The sequence below is a fragment of the Sandarakinorhabdus sp. DWP1-3-1 genome (genome assembly GCF_049896705.1).
GTDB lineage: Bacteria > Pseudomonadota > Alphaproteobacteria > Sphingomonadales > Sphingomonadaceae > Sandarakinorhabdus.
Genome location: NZ_JAFCUV010000001.1, coordinates 301,467 through 319,757, shown reverse-complemented (window position 1 = coordinate 319,757; position 18,291 = coordinate 301,467). Strand labels below are relative to the sequence as shown.

Here is an 18,291-nt window from a genome sequence, read left to right as displayed (position 1 = left end):
TGCCGCAAGCGTTGCCATGACTTGATGTATCAACGGTTTCGATGACAGTTCCCGCCAGGATCCTTGCGGCGATGCCGGCCCCGCCATCGCCGGACAGCCGTCATGCGCTGTTCCTCGATGTCGATGGCACCCTCTGTCCGCTGGCGTCGCGGCCGGCCGACGTCTCGATCGATGCCGACACGCATCGGCTGCTGGCGCGTTCCGTGGAGCGCCTCGACGGCGCCGTGGCGCTGGTCAGCGGGCGCCCCCTGAACTGGCTGCTGACCCAGGCCGAAGGCCTGCCGCTTGCCCTCGCCGGTACGCATGGCCTCGAAATCCGCGCTGCCGACGGCGACACCCGGCTGGCCGCACTGCGGCCCGGCCTGGCACCGGCGCTGGCGGCCGCCCGCAGTTTCGCCACCCGGCACCTCGGCGTACTCGTCGAAGCAAAGCCGCGCGGCGTCGCCATCCATTACCGCCTGGCGCCGGAGCGAGCCGATGCCGTCGCCGCCTTTGCCGAGACGCTCGCCGATCGGCACGACCTGCCGCTGCAATATGGCAACATGGTCGTCGAGTTGAAGGGTGGTGACGGCAACAAGGGCGAGGCCGTCGCCGAGCTGCTCGCCGCGCCGCCCTTCGCCGGGCGGGTGCCGATCTATGTCGGCGACGACCTCACCGACGAGGTGGCGTTCGGCGCGGCGACAGCGGCGGGCGGTTTCGGTATCCTCGTCGGTGCGCCACGCGACACCGCCGCGCGCTTCGGGCTCCCCGATCCCGCTGCCGTCCAGCGCTGGCTGGCGCGCGTCGCATGACCCGACCCCAGGGCCTCGATCTCTCCCCTATAGGCAATTGCGCCGTGTCGGCTCTGATCGACGGCGACGCGCGCTTCGTCTGGGGCTGTGTCCCCCGCGTCGACGGCGATCCGGCCTTTGCCGCGCTGCTCGGCGGCGGCACGGAAGGGCAATGGGCCATCGAGGTCGAGGGCCGCGCCACGACCGAACAGGCCTATCTGCGCAACACCGCCGTGCTGCGCACCGTCGTCACCGACACAGCCGGCGCCAGCCTCGAGATCATCGATTTCTGCCCGCGTTTCGAACGCTTCGGCCGGATGTTCCGCCCGGTCGCCTATGCGCGCATGGTGCGGCCGCTGGCGGGCGCGCCGCGCATCGCGGTGGCGCTCGACATCGCTGCCGGCTGGGGCGGCGGCTCGGCCGATGTCACCATGGGCTCCAACCACCTGCGCTTCCTGGCGCCCGCCGGCACGCTGCGCCTGACCACCGATGCACCGATCGGCTATATCGCCTCGGGACGCTCGTTCCGGCTGGAACGGCCGCTGCACTTCTACCTCGGCCCCGACGAACAGTTCGACCGCTATCTCAATGTCGCGCTGCCCGAAATGCTGGCGGAAACCATCATGGAATGGCGCCAATGGGTGCGCGGCCTCGCCATCCCTTATGAATGGCAGGACGCCGTCATCCGCGCCGCCATCGGCCTGAAACTCTGCTGCCACGAGGCCAGCGGCGCCATCGTCGCGGCGCTCACCACCTCCATTCCCGAAGCCCCGGGCTCGGGGCGGACCTGGGATTATCGCTACTGCTGGCTGCGCGACGCCTATTACACCGTCCAGGCGCTCAACCGGCTCGGTGCCCTCGACGTCCTCGAAAACTATCTCGGCTATCTCCGCAACGTCGTCACCCGCGCCGACGGCGGTCACATCAAGCCGCTCTACGGCGTCGAGCTCGAGGAGGACCTGCCCGAACGGCTGGTGCCCGACCTGCCCGGCTATCGCGGCGAAGGCCCGGTCCGCGTCGGCAACCAGGCCCATGAGCATCTGCAGAACGACGTCTATGGTCAGGTCGTGCTGTCGAACATCCAGGCGTTCCTCGACAAGCGCTTGTTCCGGCCTGCCGACGCCGTCGATTTCGCCGCGCTGGAGCGCGTCGGCGACCGCGCCTTTGCCCTCCACGATGCTCCCGATGCCGGCCTGTGGGAGCTGCGGACGCGGGAACGCGTCCACACCTATTCGTCGGCGATGTGCTGGGCGGCGTGCGACCGGCTGGCGATCGCCGCCGATGCGCTGGCGTTGCCCGATCGCGCCGCCTTCTGGCGCGACCGTGCCGCCATCGTGCGCGCCCGCATCGAGGCCGAGGCCTGGTCGTCCAAGGGCCATTTCGCCGCCAGCTTCGGCGGCGACGAGCTCGATGCCAGCCTGTTGCAGCTCGTCGATCTCGGCTTCATGGCGCCCGACGACCCGCGTTTCCTGGCGACCCTCAATGCCGTGGAGGCGGCGCTGCGCCGCGGCTCCCACATGCTGCGCTACGACGAGGCCGATGATTTCGGCGCGCCGGAAACCGCGTTCAATTTCTGCACCTTCTGGTTGATCGAGGCATTGGCGCTGGTCGGCCGCCAGGACGAGGCGCGGGCGCTGTTCGAGGAGATGCTGGCGCTGCGTTCCCGTGCCGGGCTGCTGTCCGAAGACAGCGACATGGCGAGCGGCGAAGCCTGGGGCAATTATCCGCAAACTTACTCGCTGGTCGGCATCATCAACTGCGCCAACCTGTTGAGCACCCCATGGAGGCTGGCACGATGAGCCGCATGATCGTCATTTCGAACCGTGTCGCCGCGCCGACGCAGGGCGGCGCCGGCAGCCAGGGCGGGCTCGCGGTTGCGATCGCCGCTGCCCTGAAGGAATATCGGGGCATGTGGTTCGGCTGGTCCGGCGAACGCATCGCCGAATACACCGGCGCCATCAGCATTGCCCGCCACGATGGCGTGACGACGGCGACGATCGACCTCGAGGAACAGGACGTCGACGAATACTACAACGGCTATGCCAACAAGACGCTTTGGCCGCTGTTCCACTACCGGCTCGATCTCGTCGAATTCGATCGGGCCTTCGGCGCCGGCTATGCCCGGGTCAACCAGCGCTTTGCCGATGCGGTGGCGCCGCTGATCGAGCCCGACGACCTTGTCTGGATCCACGACTATCACCTGATCCCGCTGGCGCGGGAGTTGCGGGCCCGCGGCCTGAAGAACCGCATCGGGTTTTTCCTGCACACGCCGTGGCCGCCGGCCCGCCTGCTGGCGACCCTGCCCCAGCACGAGGAACTGGTGCAGTGCCTGATGACCTATGACCTGATCGGCTTCCAGACCGAGGACTGGCTCGACAGCTTTCGCGCCTATATTCTCGGCCAGGTCGGCGGCAGCGAGTCCGATGGCGTGTTCACCGCCTATGGCGCCAGCGTCCGCGCCGGGGTGTTTCCCATCGGCATCGATGCGGAAGCCTTCATCGCCGCGGCACATGGGCCGGAAGCCGATGCCGCCCATGATCGGATCGTCCACTCGATTGCCGGCCGCAAGATGCTCGTCGGCGTCGACCGTCTGGATTATTCCAAGGGTATCGAGGACCGTTTCCTCGCCTATGAACGCCTGCTCACCGACCATCCGGAATGGATCGGCCGTGCGTTCCTGTTGCAGATCGCGCCACCGACGCGCGCCGGCATCGGCAGCTACCAGGACATCCGCGAGCGGCTCGATGCCCTTTCCGGCCGCATCAACGGCGCCTTTGCCGATGTCGACTGGGTGCCGCTGCGCTATGTCAATCGCGCCTATCCGCGGGGCGAGCTTGCCGGCATCTACCGCGCCGCCACCGCCGCGCTGGTGACACCGCTGCGTGACGGCATGAATCTGGTCGCCAAGGAATATGTGGCGGCCCAGGATCCGGACGACCCCGGCGTGCTGATCCTGTCGAAATTCGCCGGCGCGGCGACCCAGATGGGATCGGCGCTGCTGGTCAACCCGTTCGACGGCCAGGATATGATGGAGGCCATGGACCGCGCGCTGACCATGCCGCTGGCCGAACGCAAGGAACGCTGGACCGAACTGTACGACGGCGTCCGGCAGGATGACGTCCTGGCCTGGCGCGAACACTACATCGCCGCGCTGCAGGAAACCCCGTCGCAGCAGGGCCCGTGGCCGAGCGCCGCCGCGCCGGTGCAAGGCCAGCCAGCATAGCCGATCGGCACCGGCACCCTGTCATCCATCGCCATGGGCGCGCCTCGGCCTGCAACCGGCATCTTCACGGACCAGCCGCGTCGACAGCGGGAGCATCGACACCTCGATCGGGCAAGCGGCGAGCGGCGCGATCAGCAGGCGCAAAAGCTCGATGTCGTTCTGCAGCGATATCGGATCCTGCCCGTCGACGCCTCGCAACGCCGTCTTTAACCATGCGCTCGTCCCCGGACTGTCGAGCAGCCAAGCAATGCGGGCCCGCACCGTCGCGATGACGATCTCGGGTTCGTGACAGGTCCTGTTGCGTCTCATGCGGCCAGCTCCGATGCGGCGACCGGCGCGGGCGTCGCGATGGCTTGCCACTGCAATTGCCCGACATAGCGCCACGCCAGGCGGCCCGCGGAGTCGATGGCGAAAAGATGCAGCCAGCGGTTGTCGTAAAGGGCGCGGACGCCGGGGTGCCGTTCCAGAACATCCGTCATCGCCTCGCGCGGTGCTTCGATGCACACGGTCAGGCGCAGCGGCTCATGGGCAAGGCCATGGCCGTCATGCACGGATTGCCACGGCAGACCGGCACGCAAGGTGCCGCCATTGCCCTCCACGACGCCGATGCCGCCAACGACATTGTGCAGCAGCTTGTTGCCGCCGCCAAAGAGCGCGGGCGCCACGACCGACCCGTAATATTGCAGGCTGATCCAGCTGGCGACGACGACCGGCGCCGTCATGATGAGTTCGAGGACCGCGAAGCTGGGGTCCCGATGCCAATGATAGTCGTGAAGGAAGGCCCGCCCGCCGAGATCTCGCCCGACGGTGCGGTGGCGCGGTGCGGCAATGAAGGCGCGGCAACCCGCCAGGGCCCATTCCGGGCGCGTTTCCGCCCAATCCGTACTGCGCCGGGCAAGGCTTGCCTCGCCGTCGGCTCGGGGCAGGCGCAGCGCTCGCTCCGCGCGTGCCAGCGCGCCGGCGGCGCCCAGCCAGTGCCGTGCCCGGACGATGTCCTTGCGATGGGCCGGCGATGGACAGTCGTCGATGTACAGCGTCACCGCGTCCGTCGTCGTATCGTGGAGCCCGGCGACGAACAGCGTCGCATCGGGAATGACGATGCCGGCTGCGGGCAGCGCCTCCCGCACCTCGGGGTCGTTCAGCAGGCTCGCCAGCAGCCGCGCGTTGACGTCACCCGGATAGCCGCCACAGGCTCCACAGTGCAGCCCGCTGGCATGCGGATTGTTGACGACGTTGGCGCCATGCCCGGCGAGGATCACCAATGGCGCGAAGTCATCGGTCAGCGACATGGCGCGCAGCACCGTTTCGGCGGTCTTCAGCTTGGTCGCTGCATCCAGCGGCGGTTCCGCCCGCGGCGCGGGGTCGACAGCCGGCACATCAGGCGCCAGGCCCAGCGCGTCGCGGATCAGTTTCATGCCATAAAGCGGCCCGGCAGCCTCGACAAAGGCAAAGGACGACACCGCCGCCAGTTTGAAGCGCGCCCAGGCGCGGGTGACCCGGACATCGAGACGCGCAGTCGCATCCGCGGCGTCGTCGGGACCGCCGGCACAGGTCGTGAGGCCGGGATTGAGCAAGACCGGCAACCGGTGCTCGGCAACGTCGGAGCCCGATCGCCGGTGGGATGCGGCAAGCCCGAAAAATCCCGCAAAACCGAGCGTGCGGATGCCCGGATCGACGGATTCCAGCGCACGACGGAAGACTTCCGACCGGACATCGATGCAGAAAGCCACCTGCAGTTCCGCCGAAGACGCGGGCGGCGGTTCCGGCAACGCCGCCGCCAGTGCCGCCGCAATCGATCGCTGCGCGGCATGTTCGGCGGCTTCCTGCAGGACGGCATCGACGCGCTGGCCCAGCGTCGGCGCCAAGGGTTGGGCATGGCGTGCCAGCACCGCCCTCCATTCAGCGTCGATGCGCGTGCCATAGCGATCCAGCAGCGCCATGTCCCACAACAGCCGGATGGTCAGCATGTCCCTGACCGTCGGGTCGCTGCCGCCCGTGAGTTCGGCCTGCCATTGCCGGTGGCGCGCCGCGTGCGCCCAACCGCCCAGCGTGACGAGTGCGCGGTGAAAGCAGCTTGCCATCGCGGGCTCGGGAATCCCCAGCCGCGCCACTACCTCGACCAGCGCGTCGCCTGCTGCCTCGGGTGCCGCCGCAACAGTCGCTGCAAAACCACCCAGGCCGAGGATCTCGGGCGTCAGGTCATGGGTGGCCACGGCACGCCAGGCGGCATAGGCCGACTTGCCGCGCGGCGCCGCCCACAGCGCCTGGCCTTCGTCGAACCACGCTGCCGCCCAATTGCCGAAGCGCTCGGCGATGATCGCCGGCCAGTCGATGCCCGATGCCGCCGCGGCCAGGTCGGCGACGGTCGGCAAGGCGACGGGTGCCGGCGCAGGTTCATGCATCGCGGACCTGAGCAAAGCGGGATCGAGCCGCAGCGCCGGCGGTGCGGTTGCCAGCGCCGATTGCAGATCGGCCTCGGTAATCATGCCAGCGGCAAGGCGGTCGGCATACCAGCGCCGGTCCATCGTCACGGCAACCCCGGCAACGCGCGCCATGCGGGCCGATACCGTCGCGAGGTCATCCTCGGCCTGGCCGAGCCAGGGATTGACGGCCACGCTGGCAGCGAGCGGCCACACCGGCGGGATCGCCAATGCGGCGGCCGCAGCAGCTTCATGCACCAGCACAGCCCCGCCGGCATTTGTCATGGCTTTCCTCCTCGCAGTGGTCATGATGGTCGCCGCGACACCCAGCCACCGAGCAGGCGATCGGTCAGGGCATTGACGTAGAGCCCGTTCGACAGGTGCACGCGCAGCCCGGCGGCGGCGGGGTGATGGGCCCACAGCGGGAACATCGCCTGGGCGACAGCCACCAGTCCGAAGCTGATGACAGCGACGACAATCAGGACCCATTCCAGGGGTCCCGGCGGCGGCGCTGGCGGCACGCTGTCGGCCACCAGCAGGGTCGCTGCGACGTGAAGCCCGAAATAGCCGAGCGAAGCCAGCACGGCGAGAATAGCGAGGCGCCGGGTCAGCGCGCGCGGCGCAGCCTCCGCCAGTCCCTGCGCCAGCAGATAGGCAATGCCGAAAATGAGGATCGCACCCAGCGCCAGCGCCTGCGGCGACTGGCCGAGGAAGCCGACGGCGGCACCGATGATGGCATAGATGGCAAGCGCGATGACGAAGGCGCGGGCGACGGCGGGCGGCCCGGGGACCGCCACGGCGCCCGGGCGACGAAACATCGCGATCCGAGCGACGGCGTCGCCCGAGGACAGGAAGGCGTGCGCCTTGTACAGCGAATGGGCAACGATATGGAGCAGCGCCAGCGGAAACAGGGCAAGGCCGCATTGCATGATCATGAAACCCATCTGGGCGATCGTCGACCAGGCCAGCGACGTCTTGACGGCCGGTTGTGTCAACATGACGAGACCACCGAACAGCGCCGTGAAACCACCGATCATGACCAGCCCGGCCAGCGCCGCCGGCGACAGCAGCATGACATCGGCAAAGCGGATGAGCAGAAAGCCGCCGGCATTGATGACGCCGGCATGCAGCAGTGCGGAAACCGGGGTCGGCGCCTCCATGACCTCGGTAAGCCAGCCATGCGCCGGAAACTGCGCCGACTTCAGGCAGGCGGCGACGGCAAGCAGCGCGGCGGCCGCAACCGCTGCGTCGCCGCCCGCGCCGCCGCGCGCCGCAGCGATGATGGTGCCGATATCGGTGCTGCCATAGGCTAGCGCCAGCAGTATCGCCGCGGCGGCGAGCACCGCATCGGCCAGGCGGGCGACGACCTGTTTCTTGCGCGCCGCCCGCTGCGCCGCGGGCCGCTCGGGATAAAAGAGCAGCAGCCGGGTCAGGCCGAGGCTGGTGGTGATCCAGACGGCAACAAGCAGGACGAGATTGCCCGAGACCACCAGCACCTGGACACTGGCGAGCGTGGCACATAGCCAGCCCATGAAGCGGCCCTGCCCGGCCTCTCCATCGAGATAGGTGGCTGCGAACCGCACGACGATCCAGCCGACAAACCCGACCAGCGCCAGCATCGTCGTGCTGACCGCATCGAGGCGAACGGAAAGGCCGATGCCTGCAACACCGAGCAGGGACGAAGTGGACGGTCCACGGGCGATCAGCAGCCCTGCGCTGGCAAAGGCCGTCACCATCCCGAGCGCCACGATGGCCTCGATCCGCCGGACGCGATGGCGGGACAGATGCCCGGGACACGCAAAGCCGGTTGCCGCCGCCAGCATGACGAGCGCCGGCGCGCCGAGCGCGAGAAACTGGATCATCGTCGATCTTCCGCAGCGCGCCACATGAGGCGCTGTCGGGTTGCTAGCGGGCGGCCGGCACAGCTGAAAATTCATTGTTTAGCCGATACCGTTCTGTTCTATGAAACGGTCATGAGCGAACTCAACTATAATCACCTCCGGTACTTCTGGGCCGTGGCGCACGACGGCAACCTGACCCGGACCGCCGCGCGGCTGCATGTCTCGCAGTCCGCCCTGTCGGTGCAGATCCGCAAGCTCGAGCAGCGGCTCGGCCATCCGCTGTTCGAGCGACGAGGGCGCCAGTTGCACCTGACCGAGGCCGGGCGGATCGCACTCGACCATGCCGATGCGATCTTTGCGACCGGTCGCGAACTCGTCGGGACGCTGCGGCAGACCGGCACGGCACGACAGGCGGTGCGGATCGGGGCGCTGGCAACGCTGTCGCGCAATTTCCAGACCGGCTTTGTACGGCCATTGCTTGGCCGGGCCGATGTCGAGATCGTGCTCCGGTCAGGCAGCGCGCCGGAGCTGCTGCGGGGGCTGCAGTCTCTGAACCTTGATGTCGTGCTGACCAACCGGGCGCCCGAGACCGATGCGCTGACGCCGTTCATCACCCACCGCCTGTCCGAGCAGCCGGTCAGCTTCGTCGGGGTGCCGACGCTGCTGGCCGATAGCGGCAGCATTGCCGACCTGATCGCGCGGCACCCGCTGATCCTGCCGACGCCGGGCAGCAGCATCCGTGCCGATTTCGACGCCCTGGCCGACCGCCTTGGCCACAATCCGCAGATCGCTGCCGAAGTCGACGACATTGCGATGATGCGGCTGCTGGTGCGCGAAGGCACGGCGCTTGCGGTCCTGCCGCCGATCGCCGTTCGCGACGAACTGACAAGCGGCGTCCTTGTCCAGGCCAGCGCGCTGCCCGGAATTGTCGAAAGCTTCTTTGCCGTCACCGTCGATCGACGGTTCCCCAATGCGATGGTGAGATCGCTTATCGAGGCAGCGATGGTCAGCGACAGGTCCTGACCATCACCGTACCGGCGCGTCGCGTCAGGCAGTCGGCACGGTGCCACCATCGATCCGGTATTCGGCCCCGGTTATCGTGCCGGCGCGATCGGAGGCGAGGAAGGCGACGAGGCTGGCAACCTCTTCGGGCTGTGACGGCCGCCCGATGGGGATGCCGCCGAGCGAGTCCATGATCATCCGCCGGCCCTGCGCGATGTCGACGCCATGCTCTGTCGCCAGACGCTGCGCCAGTGCGACCGATGCCTCGGTCTCGATCCAGCCCGGCGACACGCGCACGACGCGCACACCGTTTGCCGCCACCTGTTTTAGCGGGATAGATTGGGATAAGCTATTGCGGATCACGGGATAATGCCGAGCTACAGCCTGACCGGTTTCGATGCCGTGCTGGCCATCGGCCGCCGCGGCTCGTTCCGCGCTGCGGCACTCGATCTCGGCATGTCGACGAGCGGGCTCAGCAATGCGATCGCCAAGCTCGAAGGGCAGCTGGGCGTGCGGCTGTTCAATCGCACCACCCGCAGTGTCTCGCTCACCGAGGCCGGCCGGCGGTTCGTGGACCAGGTTACCCCGGCGCTGACGGATATTCACCAGGCGCTGGATACGGTGCGGTCGCAGCAGGAAACCCCGTCCGGCACGCTGCGCATCAACACGTTCGCCACGGCCGGACGCGAGATACTGTCGCCACTCGTGCTCGCGTTCTTATTCATGCTGTCCGACGTCGAACAGGACATCGCGGCAGGTCGGCTGGTCCGCCTTCTCGAGCAATGGACGCCGCCGCTGTCGCCGCTGTGCCTACTACCCCAACCGGCGCAACCCGCCGGCCGCCTTCAAGGTCTTCGTCGATCTCGCGCGGGAGCTTGCGCGTTCAGCGGTCAGACTTCGTCCCGGCGGAAACATGCCAGTTCGTGATCGTTGACGATCCCGACCGCCTGCATCCACGCATAGACGATTTTGGGCCCGACGAACTTGAACCCGCGGCGCTTCAACTCCTTGGAGATCGTCTCGGATAGCGGCGAGTTGGCGATCCATTCACGTCCGGCGTTCCGGATCGCCTTCCCGTCGGTGAAGGACCAGCAGAAATCGGCGAAATTCTCGCCCTGCTCCCGCATGGCGCAGTAGATCCGGGCGCCTTCGATGGTGGCACGGATCTTGGCCTCGGCCCGGACGATGCCCGGATCTGCCATCAGCCGCGCAACATCATCCTCGCCGAACGCCGCGACGATCTCGGGGTCGAAACCCGCAAAGGCCTGGCGAAAGGCGTCCCGCTTGCGCAGGATGATGATCCAGGCCAGCCCCGCCTGGAACCCCTCGAGCATCAGCATTTCCCACAGCATGCGCGGATCATGCTGGGCAACGCCCCATTCCGCGTCGTGATACCGACGCATATCGGGATCATGTTTTGCCCAGGCGCAGCGTTCGTTGCCATCCGTCGCCATCGGTCACACCTCCCTCCAGTCGGTCACTCGCGACGCGAACGATCAAGCAACGGATAGAGCGCCGCGCGATGGCGTGCCAGCGGTTGTGGGCGTTCAACCGATGACGTTGGCCGATGACGACGGCAACCAGATATCCGGATGCTTCAGGGTACCGGGGCGGCAGGCGCATTGGCGGCCACCAGGGCGGCGGCCAGGAACTGCTGGCCCGCTTCGCGGCTGACGATGCCCACGCCGCGTGCGCGATCCTCGCAGAAGCCGCCGACCGAACTGTCGCGTTCGACGACGATGTTGAGGGGGAACTTGCGGGACTCGACCTCCCCCTCGCCCACGATGGTCACACGGGCGATGCAGCGAACGTTGTATTCCTTGACCTCCACGCACCGCTGGTTCGATCTGGCCGCTGTCACCCTGATCGAAAGAGGTGGCAGGGCCGCCACTGACGTCGGCTTGCGTGCCGCTTCGGCGAACAGCGCCTTGAGCATTGCGGCCATCGGATTTTCGACTTTGTAGGCCGAACAATAGTTGCCAAGGGTCAGGACTTCATGATCGACCCCGGCAGCGATCTCGGTCTTGATGTCCCTGCCGCTGTCCGCGGGTGGCGGCGTCGTCGGCGCTATCTTGAGGTTGGCAGCCTCCGCCGCGAAGTTGGCGGCATTGAGATGGCTGTAATCGACGGTGCGGGCATTCACCGGCCCCGCCAGGAGCGCCATGGCGACAAGGGCGCGGTGCGGCCTCACGATTTCGGCACCTTCGGTGTCTTGGACTTGCGGCCGGTCAGGACGCGCGAGCTCTCGAGCGCGAACTCCTCGGCGAGCGACTCGCGCACGCCCGACCCGCGCAAGGCCAGTCCGGCAAGCCCGCCGTGGCTGTTGATGACATCGATGTAGAACGAACCAAGCGCCCGCCCATCCGCGGGATCCAGAACCTCCACCATGCCGGCCAGTTGGTCGGACGAGCCGAGCAGCAGTGCCATCCCGGCGTTGGCGGTCTTCACGGTATCCACCGTGACCCTCAGCTTCACGGGCCGGCCATTCGCCAGCCCCCATTCCCGGGTGACGTCCTCCATCACCAGCGGCAACATCTGCCGGAACGGCAAGGTGGAGTAGGTATCCCTGGTCGGTCGCGCGGCCGCGGTGTCGACCGGTGCCGTCGCGTCGACAGGCGGCAGCTTGGCATCGGCGCGCTTCTGGACGGCGATCGCCTCGAGCTTGTCGAGCGTCTCGACGGCGGTGGGAGAAACCAGCACCTCGACCGAGGCAAGTTGGCTGGCGGCGATGATCGACGGATCGAGCGGCTCGACGATCTTTCTCGACTTTGCATCCGCCGCACCTGCGACGATTGCCAGCGCGAGCGCTGCAATCTTCAACTTCATCTGAGTTTACCCCGTTGCGTTACTGCCCGTGCGTTACGCTAAAGCCGGCTTTAGGGGCTGAAAAGGGGGGCAGCAGAGACTTGCAAACGGTTCGTCTGATTTCGCGGCAATTGCGCGGCGCCCCGATCAGGTCCGGCTGAACCGGCCACCGTCACAGGCGCCGGCTCGACAATGCCCTGTGCTTCAACCAGTGTTCCTGTCGTGAAATCCCTGTCGCACGCTCAACCTCTCGCCTGGCCGTCTCTGGCCTGGCCGACAATGGCGCTGGCCGGGGTCGTGGCACCGGGCCTGGCCATGCTGATGCTTGTCGATGCGCCGGCGCCGGCGCCGTTGGCCCTGGTGGGCGGCCCCATATTGGCCGTCGGGCTGATGGGCGTCGGCATGATCGCGGCGGCCATTGCCGGGCGCCTGTGGATCGGTGTCCTGCTGGCCCTGCTGGCCGGGGCCGGCCTCCTGCTGTTGGCCCGGGCGCTGGGCATGCCACCCCTGCCGCACCCGTTCTCGACCGGGCTGGCAATCGTCATCGCCAGTTTCAGCTTTGCCGCCCGGGGCACCCTGTTCGCCCGCACCGCATCCGACGCCGCGTACAACAGGGGCTGGTGGATCGCCGTCTTCGTGGTCGCCGGTGAAGCGGCCATGCTGCTGACGGCGTCGGCCATCCCGGGTGCGTTGCCGGCGTGGCTGCTCGTCCTGCTGCCCGCGCAATGGGCGAGCGTCGCGATCCAGACGGCGCTGACGGGTACCGGGACGCGCGCAGCCAGTTCGGCGCTGCTCGCCCTGGCCGGCACTGCGGCGGTGACGTTGCTCGTGGCTCGGCTGCGGCCACGTCGCTGGCCCTATGCGGTGATGTTCACGGCGTGGCTCGGCCTGTCGGCCCTCGTCTGGCACCGGCCCGGCCCGCCGATGCCCCGCGCCGATCTCGCTATCGCTGCGGCACCGGCCGGGCCGATCGCGCCGATCGCCGTCATGCCCCCCGATGCCGCGACCGCCAGCGCGCTCGCCCGCGTTCAGCGCCAAATTCGGAACTGGCCCGCCGCGGCCGATCCCGATTTGACCCAGCGCGCGCGCAACCTGCTGCTGATCGCCGTCGTGCCCGATCTCTACGACAACGAACCGCTGCAATCCCACCTGCCCCTGCTGGTCGCCGCCGAATTGAAGGTCCGCCTCCCCGCTGATCAGCGCGCCGCCATCCTCGCCGCGATTGCCGCCGACCCGACCGCCGGCAGCGTCGCCGCCCGTCGGACCCTTCCGGTGCTGGGCCTTCCGGCGAGCGTGGGAGATGAAGCGCCCTTGCGAAACCGGATGGGCCTGTATGCGGCGCGGCTGGCGCGGAAATAGCAGCCAGCGAGCTGGCGGCAAGGTCACAGGACCGTCGCCTTGCGGGCAGCGGACTGGCGCCGGGACGATCCGATCGGCGGTCAGCCTTTGGGCGGGGCGACGAGCATGGCCGACAATTGCGCCAGCGCGCTCGACGTCGTTTCCGCGACCTTGCCCTCGATCTCGGCGTAAGTTCCAACGACGGCATGTCCCAGGGGAGAGAGCGAAGCGCCCCCGCCAGACGGACCGCCGGCGCGCGTGTCGATCAGGGGCGTCGAGGCAAGCGCGTTGATCTCGGCGACCAGTTTCACGCTGCGCGCATGGCTCATCCCCAGCGACCGGGCAGCAGCCGACACCGAGCCCGTCGCCGCGACCGCACGCATGAGCGCTATCTTCCCGGGTCCGAGCGCACCGGTGGGCAGCAGCAGGCGGAACCAGATCGAAGGATCGGTCGAGGGCGGGCGTTCGGCCATGGCCTTTGACACCGGGGGCCGGCGCTGTTGTCAATGGCGCTGTATCCGTCCGAACATAGCGGGTCTGGGGCAGCATGGTATGAAATCGGCGATCGGCGCGCAGCAGCCTTTATGGTGATCCGACGCTCTCCGGCGGCATATCGGGGGCGGAGGCAATCCGCAGCGATCTGGGCCGACGGCGGCACGGGCGCTGGCTGGCCCGATGCCGCGCACCGGCGGACATGGCGGCGAACACGGGACCTTGGCGACGGGTGGTGCGTGCTTTCGGCATGGACTCGTTTTATCATCGCAGGTCCCGCGGCTGACAATGACTTCCTTGCAATTGACAATGGAAGGACCCTGATATGACCAAGCTGATCTCGACAGCGCTGGCCGCTGCCCGCCTGTTGCTTGCGGTGTCTGCCACCGCCCAGCAGACGACGAATGTGGCCTCTGCCAAGGGCGCGTCTTCAGCGACCTTGAATGGCAGCATCAGGGGCGACCGGGACAGCCGCTATGTCGTCAACGCCCGCGCCGGCCAGACGCTGACGGTGGATTTCAAGCCGACCAACGCCTCGGCCTATATCAATATTCTCGCCCTTGGCGGTACGGGGAAGCGATGTTCATCGGTTCGACCAGCGGCAATCTTTTTTCAGGGCCGCTGACGATCAGCGGCCGTCGATCTGGGTTACTTTGCCGTGCGCCTGCAAGACGCCGGCGGAGACGCGCAGGACGCCGCCAGCCATGGCAACGCTTGGTTCGACTTCTACCACGAGATTTGCCTGGGCATCGTGCAGCATACGCTGCCAAGACAACAAGGTAAGGGGTCAACCGCCTAACCGGCGAGCCGTTCCGATGATGCCAAGAGGGTCACCTTCAGCCCGGTGGGCTGCCAATCATAGGCGAGACTACCCTTCAGTTGACCGCTGGCGGTACGACGGGCGAGTAGGCTTCCGAAACCTTCTCGGGCAGGCGGGCCGTTGATCGGCGGCCCGCCGCTTTCGACCCACGATAACTCCAACATATCCCCAACCGTTCTCCAGGAGACGTGAACATGGCCGGTCGTTCCTGACAGGCTGCCGTACTTCGCGGCATTGGTCGCCAGCTCATGCAGGATCATTGCCAGGCTCGTTACGGCATCGCCAGAGACGGCGATCTCGGGTCCGTCTGTGACCGCACGGGCCGCAGCCGTGCCTGCGACGTACGGACGCAGAACCGTGTCAACGACCTCCGCAAGCGAGGTCTCGAACCGTTGGCCGATTGGAGATGTACGGCGAGGGCGTACCAACTGATGTGAGCTCGCCAGCGCTCTGATACGCCCCTGGATTGTGGTCGCCATTTCAAGGGGTGTCGGCGCCGATCTGGCACTCAGCGAGACTATCCCGCTGATCACGGCAAACAGGTTTTTGACGCGGTGATCCATCTCACCGAGCAGGAGCTCCTGCTGCTCGTCGTGCCGTTTGCGGTCGCTGATATCGAGGAAAATAACCCCTAGCTTGGGTCCCGCGCCGTTTTCGAAACGAAAGGCATAGGCTTCCAGCGCCCTGCCCTGCGTCTCCAGCTCGCGCTCGAAGCGGACTGGCTCGCCAGTTTCCCAAACTTTGTCATAGATCTCGAACCACGCTTCAGACTCACCGGGTGCGATCTCACGGATCGTTTTGCCAACCGGGTTTTTGATGCCGCTCTGTTGTTCGAAGCCAGGATTGGCTGACAGGTACACATAATCGCTCTGCCCGCCGGCCGGAACCGAGATCCTTTCAAGCGTGCAAAACCCTTCGTCGATATAGTCGAACAGCATGCGAAACTTGGCTTCGCTGTTGCGGACGGCTTCGTCCGCAGCCTGGCGCGCGGTGATATCGACGAAGGTTAGAACGACACCGTCGATTACATTGTCCACAGTGCGGTAGGGGCGGATCTGCAGGATGTAGCTCGACCTGGTGTCGTGGAGCGTGACCTGACGCTCGACAGCCGTCAGCTTGCGCAAGACGGTCTTCACATCGCGCTCGAGTTCAGGATAGTCGAGCAGGGTCACGATCTCGGTAATCGGTCTTCCGACATCGCTGTCGCGCACATGGAAAACCTCGGCTACGCCGCGCGTGAAACGTCGTACGCGGAGCACGCTGTCAAGAAACAGCGTGGCGATCTCGGTACTCTCGAGAAGGTTGCTGAGGTCGCTGTTGAGCTGGGTAAGCTGTTCGTTCTTGCTGGCGATTTCGGTGTTGATCGTCTGTAGTTCCTCGTTGACCGACTGCATCTCCTCCTTTGCGGTCTCAAGCTCCTCGTTTGAGGATTGCAGTTCCTCATTGACCGACTGATATTCCTCGTTTGAGGATTTCATCTCCTCATTGGCGGTCTCAAGCTCGTCGATTGTCGATTGCAACTGAGTCCTTGTGGTACGCAGCTCCTGCTGGATTGCCTCGAACTCATCAGCCGATTGGCCGCCATGCAATGTGCCCTTGCCGCGCAAGGATGCCGGACCGCCGTCGTGGATCGCTAGTACAACGAACTCCGCATTTGATCCCTTGTCGGCCAGATGCTCGGCAGTCAAGCTGACGAGGCGTGGCTTTCCCTCAACGCGGATTGTGATGTTGTCGCGCCGCGCCGCGCCGGCCGAGTTACGAACGTCCTGGAGAATTTCGCGTGCTGCGGGGCGCAAGGCCTTGCGAAGGAGGTCGAACAAAGAGAAGCTTGCCGCGCCCGGTGACGGCTCGAGATACTGCCCTGCAGTCCCGCCCGAGAAACGAACAATACGGTTCGACCGGTCGAGCAACAAATGCGCCGGATTGTATTTCTCGATTACCCGCCGAATGCTCCGGTCGATGTCGTCGCCGGGGATGGCTTGCGGCTCGGTGGGCACTCGTCCGACTGCCCGATTGCCAGGGGCGAACGTTGGTAGTGAGCCCACAGCCACATCGGACCGCTCGAAAATGCGATGCCGCTTGTCGATCACGCTGAACATCTTGCCGGTTCGGGAAACGGACTCCGAGTTGCCGAGGAAAAGCTTGCCTTCGGGCTTTAGCGCATAGTGGAATGTGCACATCAGCCGATCCTGAACGGCGTTATCGAGGTATATGAGCAGGTTGCGGCAAGAGATCAGGTCGAGGCGCGAAAACGGCGGGTGTTTCACCGCACTGTGCACCGAAAAGATGCACATCTCGCGGATTTCGGAATTGATGCACAACTCCTCTCCATCGCAAGTGAACCAGCGTTCGGCCCGCTCCGGGGAAAGTCCCGCCGCCCCCTTGGCATAGCGGCCGCTCCGCGCAATACCGATCGCGCGTTCGTCGAGATCCGTGGCGAAAATTTGTACCTTCGGACGCGTCCGGCGCGGGTCGAATGCTTCCCTTAGCAGGATCGCCAGCGAGTAAGCTTCTTCCCCTGTTGCGCAGCCAGGCACCCAGATGCGAACGGCCTCGTCACCCGTCGTCCTCGCGACCAGCGGTTCTATCACCGTCGCATTCAATGCCTCGAATGCTGCCGGATCGCGAAAGAACTGCGTGACGCTGATCAACAACTCGCGGAACAGCATGTCGAGTTCTTCGGGCGCCTCCGCCAGTCGCGCGATATAGGCTTCGGGCGTGTCGACCTGCAAAACCTGCATTCGTCGCTGCAACCGGCGAACGATGGTCTTTTCCTTGTACTCGCTGAAATCGTGGCCGGTGCGCACGTGCAGGGCGCGCAGGATGGCCGACAGATGGGAAGCAGCGTCCGATCGGACACCCTCGTCATCCTTGCCGGCCGCGACATTGGCAAGGTGGTTGCGGTAGGAAATCAGCCGCTCGGGCATGGCCTCGACCTGCAGAACCTCGTCGACGAGGCCGGTGTCCCACGCGCTGCGCGGCATCCCGGACATCGCCAGGTGGTCGTGCTCGGCCTGTGCCAGCGTGAAGCCGCCGTGCTCCTTGATCGTCGCAACACCGAGCGCACCGTCGCTTCCCGTGCCCGACAGGATGATGCCGACGGCAAACTCGCCCATGTCTTCGGCAAGCGACTGGAGAAACGTATCGATCGGCCGGCGTCGCTCACGAGGCGGTGCCGGACGCACGATCTTGAGACGGCCCGCGGCGAGCGTCATCGTCGCATCGGGCGGTATGACGAACACACAATCGGGTTTCAGGGCCTGTCCGTCATGCGCCTCGACGACATCGAGCGCAGTGACCCGGTCGAGCAATTCGGCGAGCATGGATTTGTAGTCCGGCGACAGATGCTGGACGAGCACGAAGGCCATACCGCTGTCGGCGGGCATTGCGCCAAGAAAGCTCTTGAACGCCTCGAGCCCGCCGGCCGAGGCCCCGATGCCAACCGTCAGAAAAGCAGGAGCGGCGATTGGCATACGACGGGCCCCCATGCTTGCCGGAACGCAACGATCAACTTCTGCGGCGGAGGCACGTTGGGCCATTATGCATTTCGTGTCACGGCTTAAACGCCGACGTGGCAGCC

16 protein-coding genes and 1 pseudogene are annotated in these 18,291 nt (G+C 66.4%); 7 read left to right on the top strand and 10 right to left on the bottom strand.

Annotated features, from left to right (window positions below; translation table 11 throughout):
• Nucleotides 1–41: 41 nt before the first annotated feature.
• From otsB to ACP7AI_RS01480, 3 genes are read left to right on the top strand one after another with little or no spacing between them, the layout of a single operon-like run.
• Complete coding sequence (gene otsB / locus ACP7AI_RS01490) at nt 42–791, top strand: trehalose-phosphatase (RefSeq protein WP_426163287.1); 750 nt, start codon at nt 42–44, stop codon at nt 789–791.
• Nucleotides 788–2,569, top strand: coding sequence for a glycoside hydrolase family 15 protein (locus ACP7AI_RS01485; RefSeq protein ID WP_426163285.1), 1,782 nt, complete (start codon nt 788–790; stop codon nt 2,567–2,569). Before otsB ends, ACP7AI_RS01485 begins: the two co-directional genes overlap by 4 nt.
• On the top strand, nt 2,566–3,993 hold the full coding sequence (locus ACP7AI_RS01480; protein WP_426163282.1) for an alpha,alpha-trehalose-phosphate synthase (UDP-forming): 1,428 nt from the start codon (nt 2,566–2,568) through the stop codon (nt 3,991–3,993). Before ACP7AI_RS01485 ends, ACP7AI_RS01480 begins: the two co-directional genes overlap by 4 nt.
• Nucleotides 3,994–4,014: 21 nt before the next feature.
• On the opposite strand, the gene ACP7AI_RS01475 is transcribed toward ACP7AI_RS01480, so the two are convergent.
• From ACP7AI_RS01475 to ACP7AI_RS01465, 3 genes are read right to left on the bottom strand one after another with little or no spacing between them, the layout of a single operon-like run.
• Complete coding sequence (locus ACP7AI_RS01475) at nt 4,015–4,353, bottom strand: hypothetical protein (protein WP_426163280.1); 339 nt, start codon at nt 4,351–4,353, stop codon at nt 4,015–4,017.
• Nucleotides 4,299–6,698, bottom strand: coding sequence for a YbcC family protein (locus tag ACP7AI_RS01470; protein WP_426163278.1), 2,400 nt, complete (start codon nt 6,696–6,698; stop codon nt 4,299–4,301). Before ACP7AI_RS01470 ends, ACP7AI_RS01475 begins: the two co-directional genes overlap by 55 nt.
• Before the next feature lie 20 nt (nt 6,699–6,718).
• Nucleotides 6,719–8,275: an NADH-quinone oxidoreductase subunit L gene (locus ACP7AI_RS01465; protein ID WP_426163275.1), complete on the bottom strand. Its 1,557-nt coding sequence runs from the start codon at nt 8,273–8,275 to the stop codon at nt 6,719–6,721.
• Between the two features lie 111 nt (nt 8,276–8,386).
• On the opposite strand from ACP7AI_RS01465, the gene ACP7AI_RS01460 reads away from it, so the two are divergent.
• On the top strand, nt 8,387–9,277 hold the full coding sequence (locus ACP7AI_RS01460) for a LysR family transcriptional regulator (RefSeq protein WP_426163273.1): 891 nt from the start codon (nt 8,387–8,389) through the stop codon (nt 9,275–9,277).
• A 24-nt stretch (nt 9,278–9,301) separates the two neighbouring features.
• Here the strand turns inward: ACP7AI_RS01460 and ACP7AI_RS01455 are convergent, their stop codons facing one another.
• The gene (locus ACP7AI_RS01455) at nt 9,302–9,577 is read right to left on the bottom strand and encodes an SDR family oxidoreductase (RefSeq protein WP_426163271.1); all 276 of its coding nucleotides are present in this window, start codon (nt 9,575–9,577) and stop codon (nt 9,302–9,304) included.
• A gap of 48 nt (nt 9,578–9,625) precedes the next feature.
• Here ACP7AI_RS01455 and ACP7AI_RS01450 point away from each other — a divergent pair.
• Nucleotides 9,626–10,190, top strand: a pseudogene (locus ACP7AI_RS01450) (LysR family transcriptional regulator).
• On the opposite strand, the gene ACP7AI_RS01445 reads toward ACP7AI_RS01450, so the two are convergent.
• From ACP7AI_RS01445 to ACP7AI_RS01430, 4 genes are all read right to left on the bottom strand, one after another.
• Nucleotides 10,147–10,659: a DNA-3-methyladenine glycosylase I gene (locus ACP7AI_RS01445; RefSeq protein WP_426163269.1), complete on the bottom strand. Its 513-nt coding sequence runs from the start codon at nt 10,657–10,659 to the stop codon at nt 10,147–10,149. The pseudogene ACP7AI_RS01450 and the gene ACP7AI_RS01445 sit on opposite strands and share 44 nt — an antisense overlap.
• A 194-nt stretch (nt 10,660–10,853) precedes the next feature.
• The gene (locus ACP7AI_RS01440) at nt 10,854–11,420 is read right to left on the bottom strand and encodes a hypothetical protein (protein WP_426163267.1); all 567 of its coding nucleotides are present in this window, start codon (nt 11,418–11,420) and stop codon (nt 10,854–10,856) included.
• A gap of 23 nt (nt 11,421–11,443) precedes the next feature.
• A complete protein-coding gene (locus ACP7AI_RS01435) occupies nt 11,444–12,082 on the bottom strand; it encodes a hypothetical protein (RefSeq protein WP_426163265.1) in 639 nt (212 codons plus the stop codon).
• 221 nt (nt 12,083–12,303) lie between these two features.
• A complete protein-coding gene (locus ACP7AI_RS01430) occupies nt 12,304–12,465 on the bottom strand; it encodes a hypothetical protein (protein WP_426163263.1) in 162 nt (53 codons plus the stop codon).
• Here ACP7AI_RS01430 and ACP7AI_RS01425 point away from each other — a divergent pair.
• The gene (locus ACP7AI_RS01425; protein ID WP_426163261.1) at nt 12,464–13,420 is read left to right on the top strand and encodes a hypothetical protein; all 957 of its coding nucleotides are present in this window, start codon (nt 12,464–12,466) and stop codon (nt 13,418–13,420) included. The two genes, ACP7AI_RS01430 and ACP7AI_RS01425, sit on opposite strands and share 2 nt — an antisense overlap.
• 80 nt (nt 13,421–13,500) lie before the next feature.
• Here ACP7AI_RS01425 and ACP7AI_RS01420 read toward each other — a convergent pair whose 3' ends face one another.
• A complete protein-coding gene (locus ACP7AI_RS01420; RefSeq protein WP_426163259.1) occupies nt 13,501–13,872 on the bottom strand; it encodes a winged helix-turn-helix domain-containing protein in 372 nt (123 codons plus the stop codon).
• A 344-nt stretch (nt 13,873–14,216) separates the two neighbouring features.
• Between ACP7AI_RS01420 and ACP7AI_RS01415 the strand changes: the two genes are divergently transcribed.
• Nucleotides 14,217–14,516, top strand: a complete 300-nt coding sequence (locus tag ACP7AI_RS01415) for a hypothetical protein (RefSeq protein ID WP_426163257.1) — start codon at nt 14,217–14,219, stop codon at nt 14,514–14,516.
• 170 nt (nt 14,517–14,686) lie between these two features.
• On the opposite strand, the gene ACP7AI_RS01410 is transcribed toward ACP7AI_RS01415, so the two are convergent.
• Nucleotides 14,687–18,250: a chemotaxis protein CheB gene (locus ACP7AI_RS01410; RefSeq protein ID WP_426163255.1), complete on the bottom strand. Its 3,564-nt coding sequence runs from the start codon at nt 18,248–18,250 to the stop codon at nt 14,687–14,689.
• Between the last annotated feature and the right edge of the window lie 41 nt (nt 18,251–18,291).

Coding starts and splice junctions, on each gene's coding strand:
- ACP7AI_RS01460 (WP_426163273.1), top strand. CDS start 8,387: ATGAGCGAACTCAACTATAATCACCTCCGGTACTTCTGGGCCGTGGCG.
- ACP7AI_RS01420 (WP_426163259.1), bottom strand. CDS start 13,872: ATGGCCGAACGCCCGCCCTCGACCGATCCTTCGATCTGGTTCCGCCTG.
- ACP7AI_RS01480 (WP_426163282.1), top strand. CDS start 2,566: ATGAGCCGCATGATCGTCATTTCGAACCGTGTCGCCGCGCCGACGCAG.
- ACP7AI_RS01430 (WP_426163263.1), bottom strand. CDS start 12,465: ATGCCGACGCCCATCAGCCCGACGGCCAATATGGGGCCGCCCACCAGG.
- ACP7AI_RS01435 (WP_426163265.1), bottom strand. CDS start 12,082: ATGAAGTTGAAGATTGCAGCGCTCGCGCTGGCAATCGTCGCAGGTGCG.
- ACP7AI_RS01425 (WP_426163261.1), top strand. CDS start 12,464: ATGATCGCGGCGGCCATTGCCGGGCGCCTGTGGATCGGTGTCCTGCTG.
- ACP7AI_RS01410 (WP_426163255.1), bottom strand. CDS start 18,250: ATGGCCCAACGTGCCTCCGCCGCAGAAGTTGATCGTTGCGTTCCGGCA.
- ACP7AI_RS01470 (WP_426163278.1), bottom strand. CDS start 6,698: ATGACAAATGCCGGCGGGGCTGTGCTGGTGCATGAAGCTGCTGCGGCC.
- ACP7AI_RS01485 (WP_426163285.1), top strand. CDS start 788: ATGACCCGACCCCAGGGCCTCGATCTCTCCCCTATAGGCAATTGCGCC.
- ACP7AI_RS01415 (WP_426163257.1), top strand. CDS start 14,217: ATGACCAAGCTGATCTCGACAGCGCTGGCCGCTGCCCGCCTGTTGCTT.
- ACP7AI_RS01445 (WP_426163269.1), bottom strand. CDS start 10,659: ATGCGTCGGTATCACGACGCGGAATGGGGCGTTGCCCAGCATGATCCG.
- ACP7AI_RS01465 (WP_426163275.1), bottom strand. CDS start 8,275: ATGATCCAGTTTCTCGCGCTCGGCGCGCCGGCGCTCGTCATGCTGGCG.
- ACP7AI_RS01440 (WP_426163267.1), bottom strand. CDS start 11,420: ATGGCGCTCCTGGCGGGGCCGGTGAATGCCCGCACCGTCGATTACAGC.
- otsB (WP_426163287.1), top strand. CDS start 42: ATGACAGTTCCCGCCAGGATCCTTGCGGCGATGCCGGCCCCGCCATCG.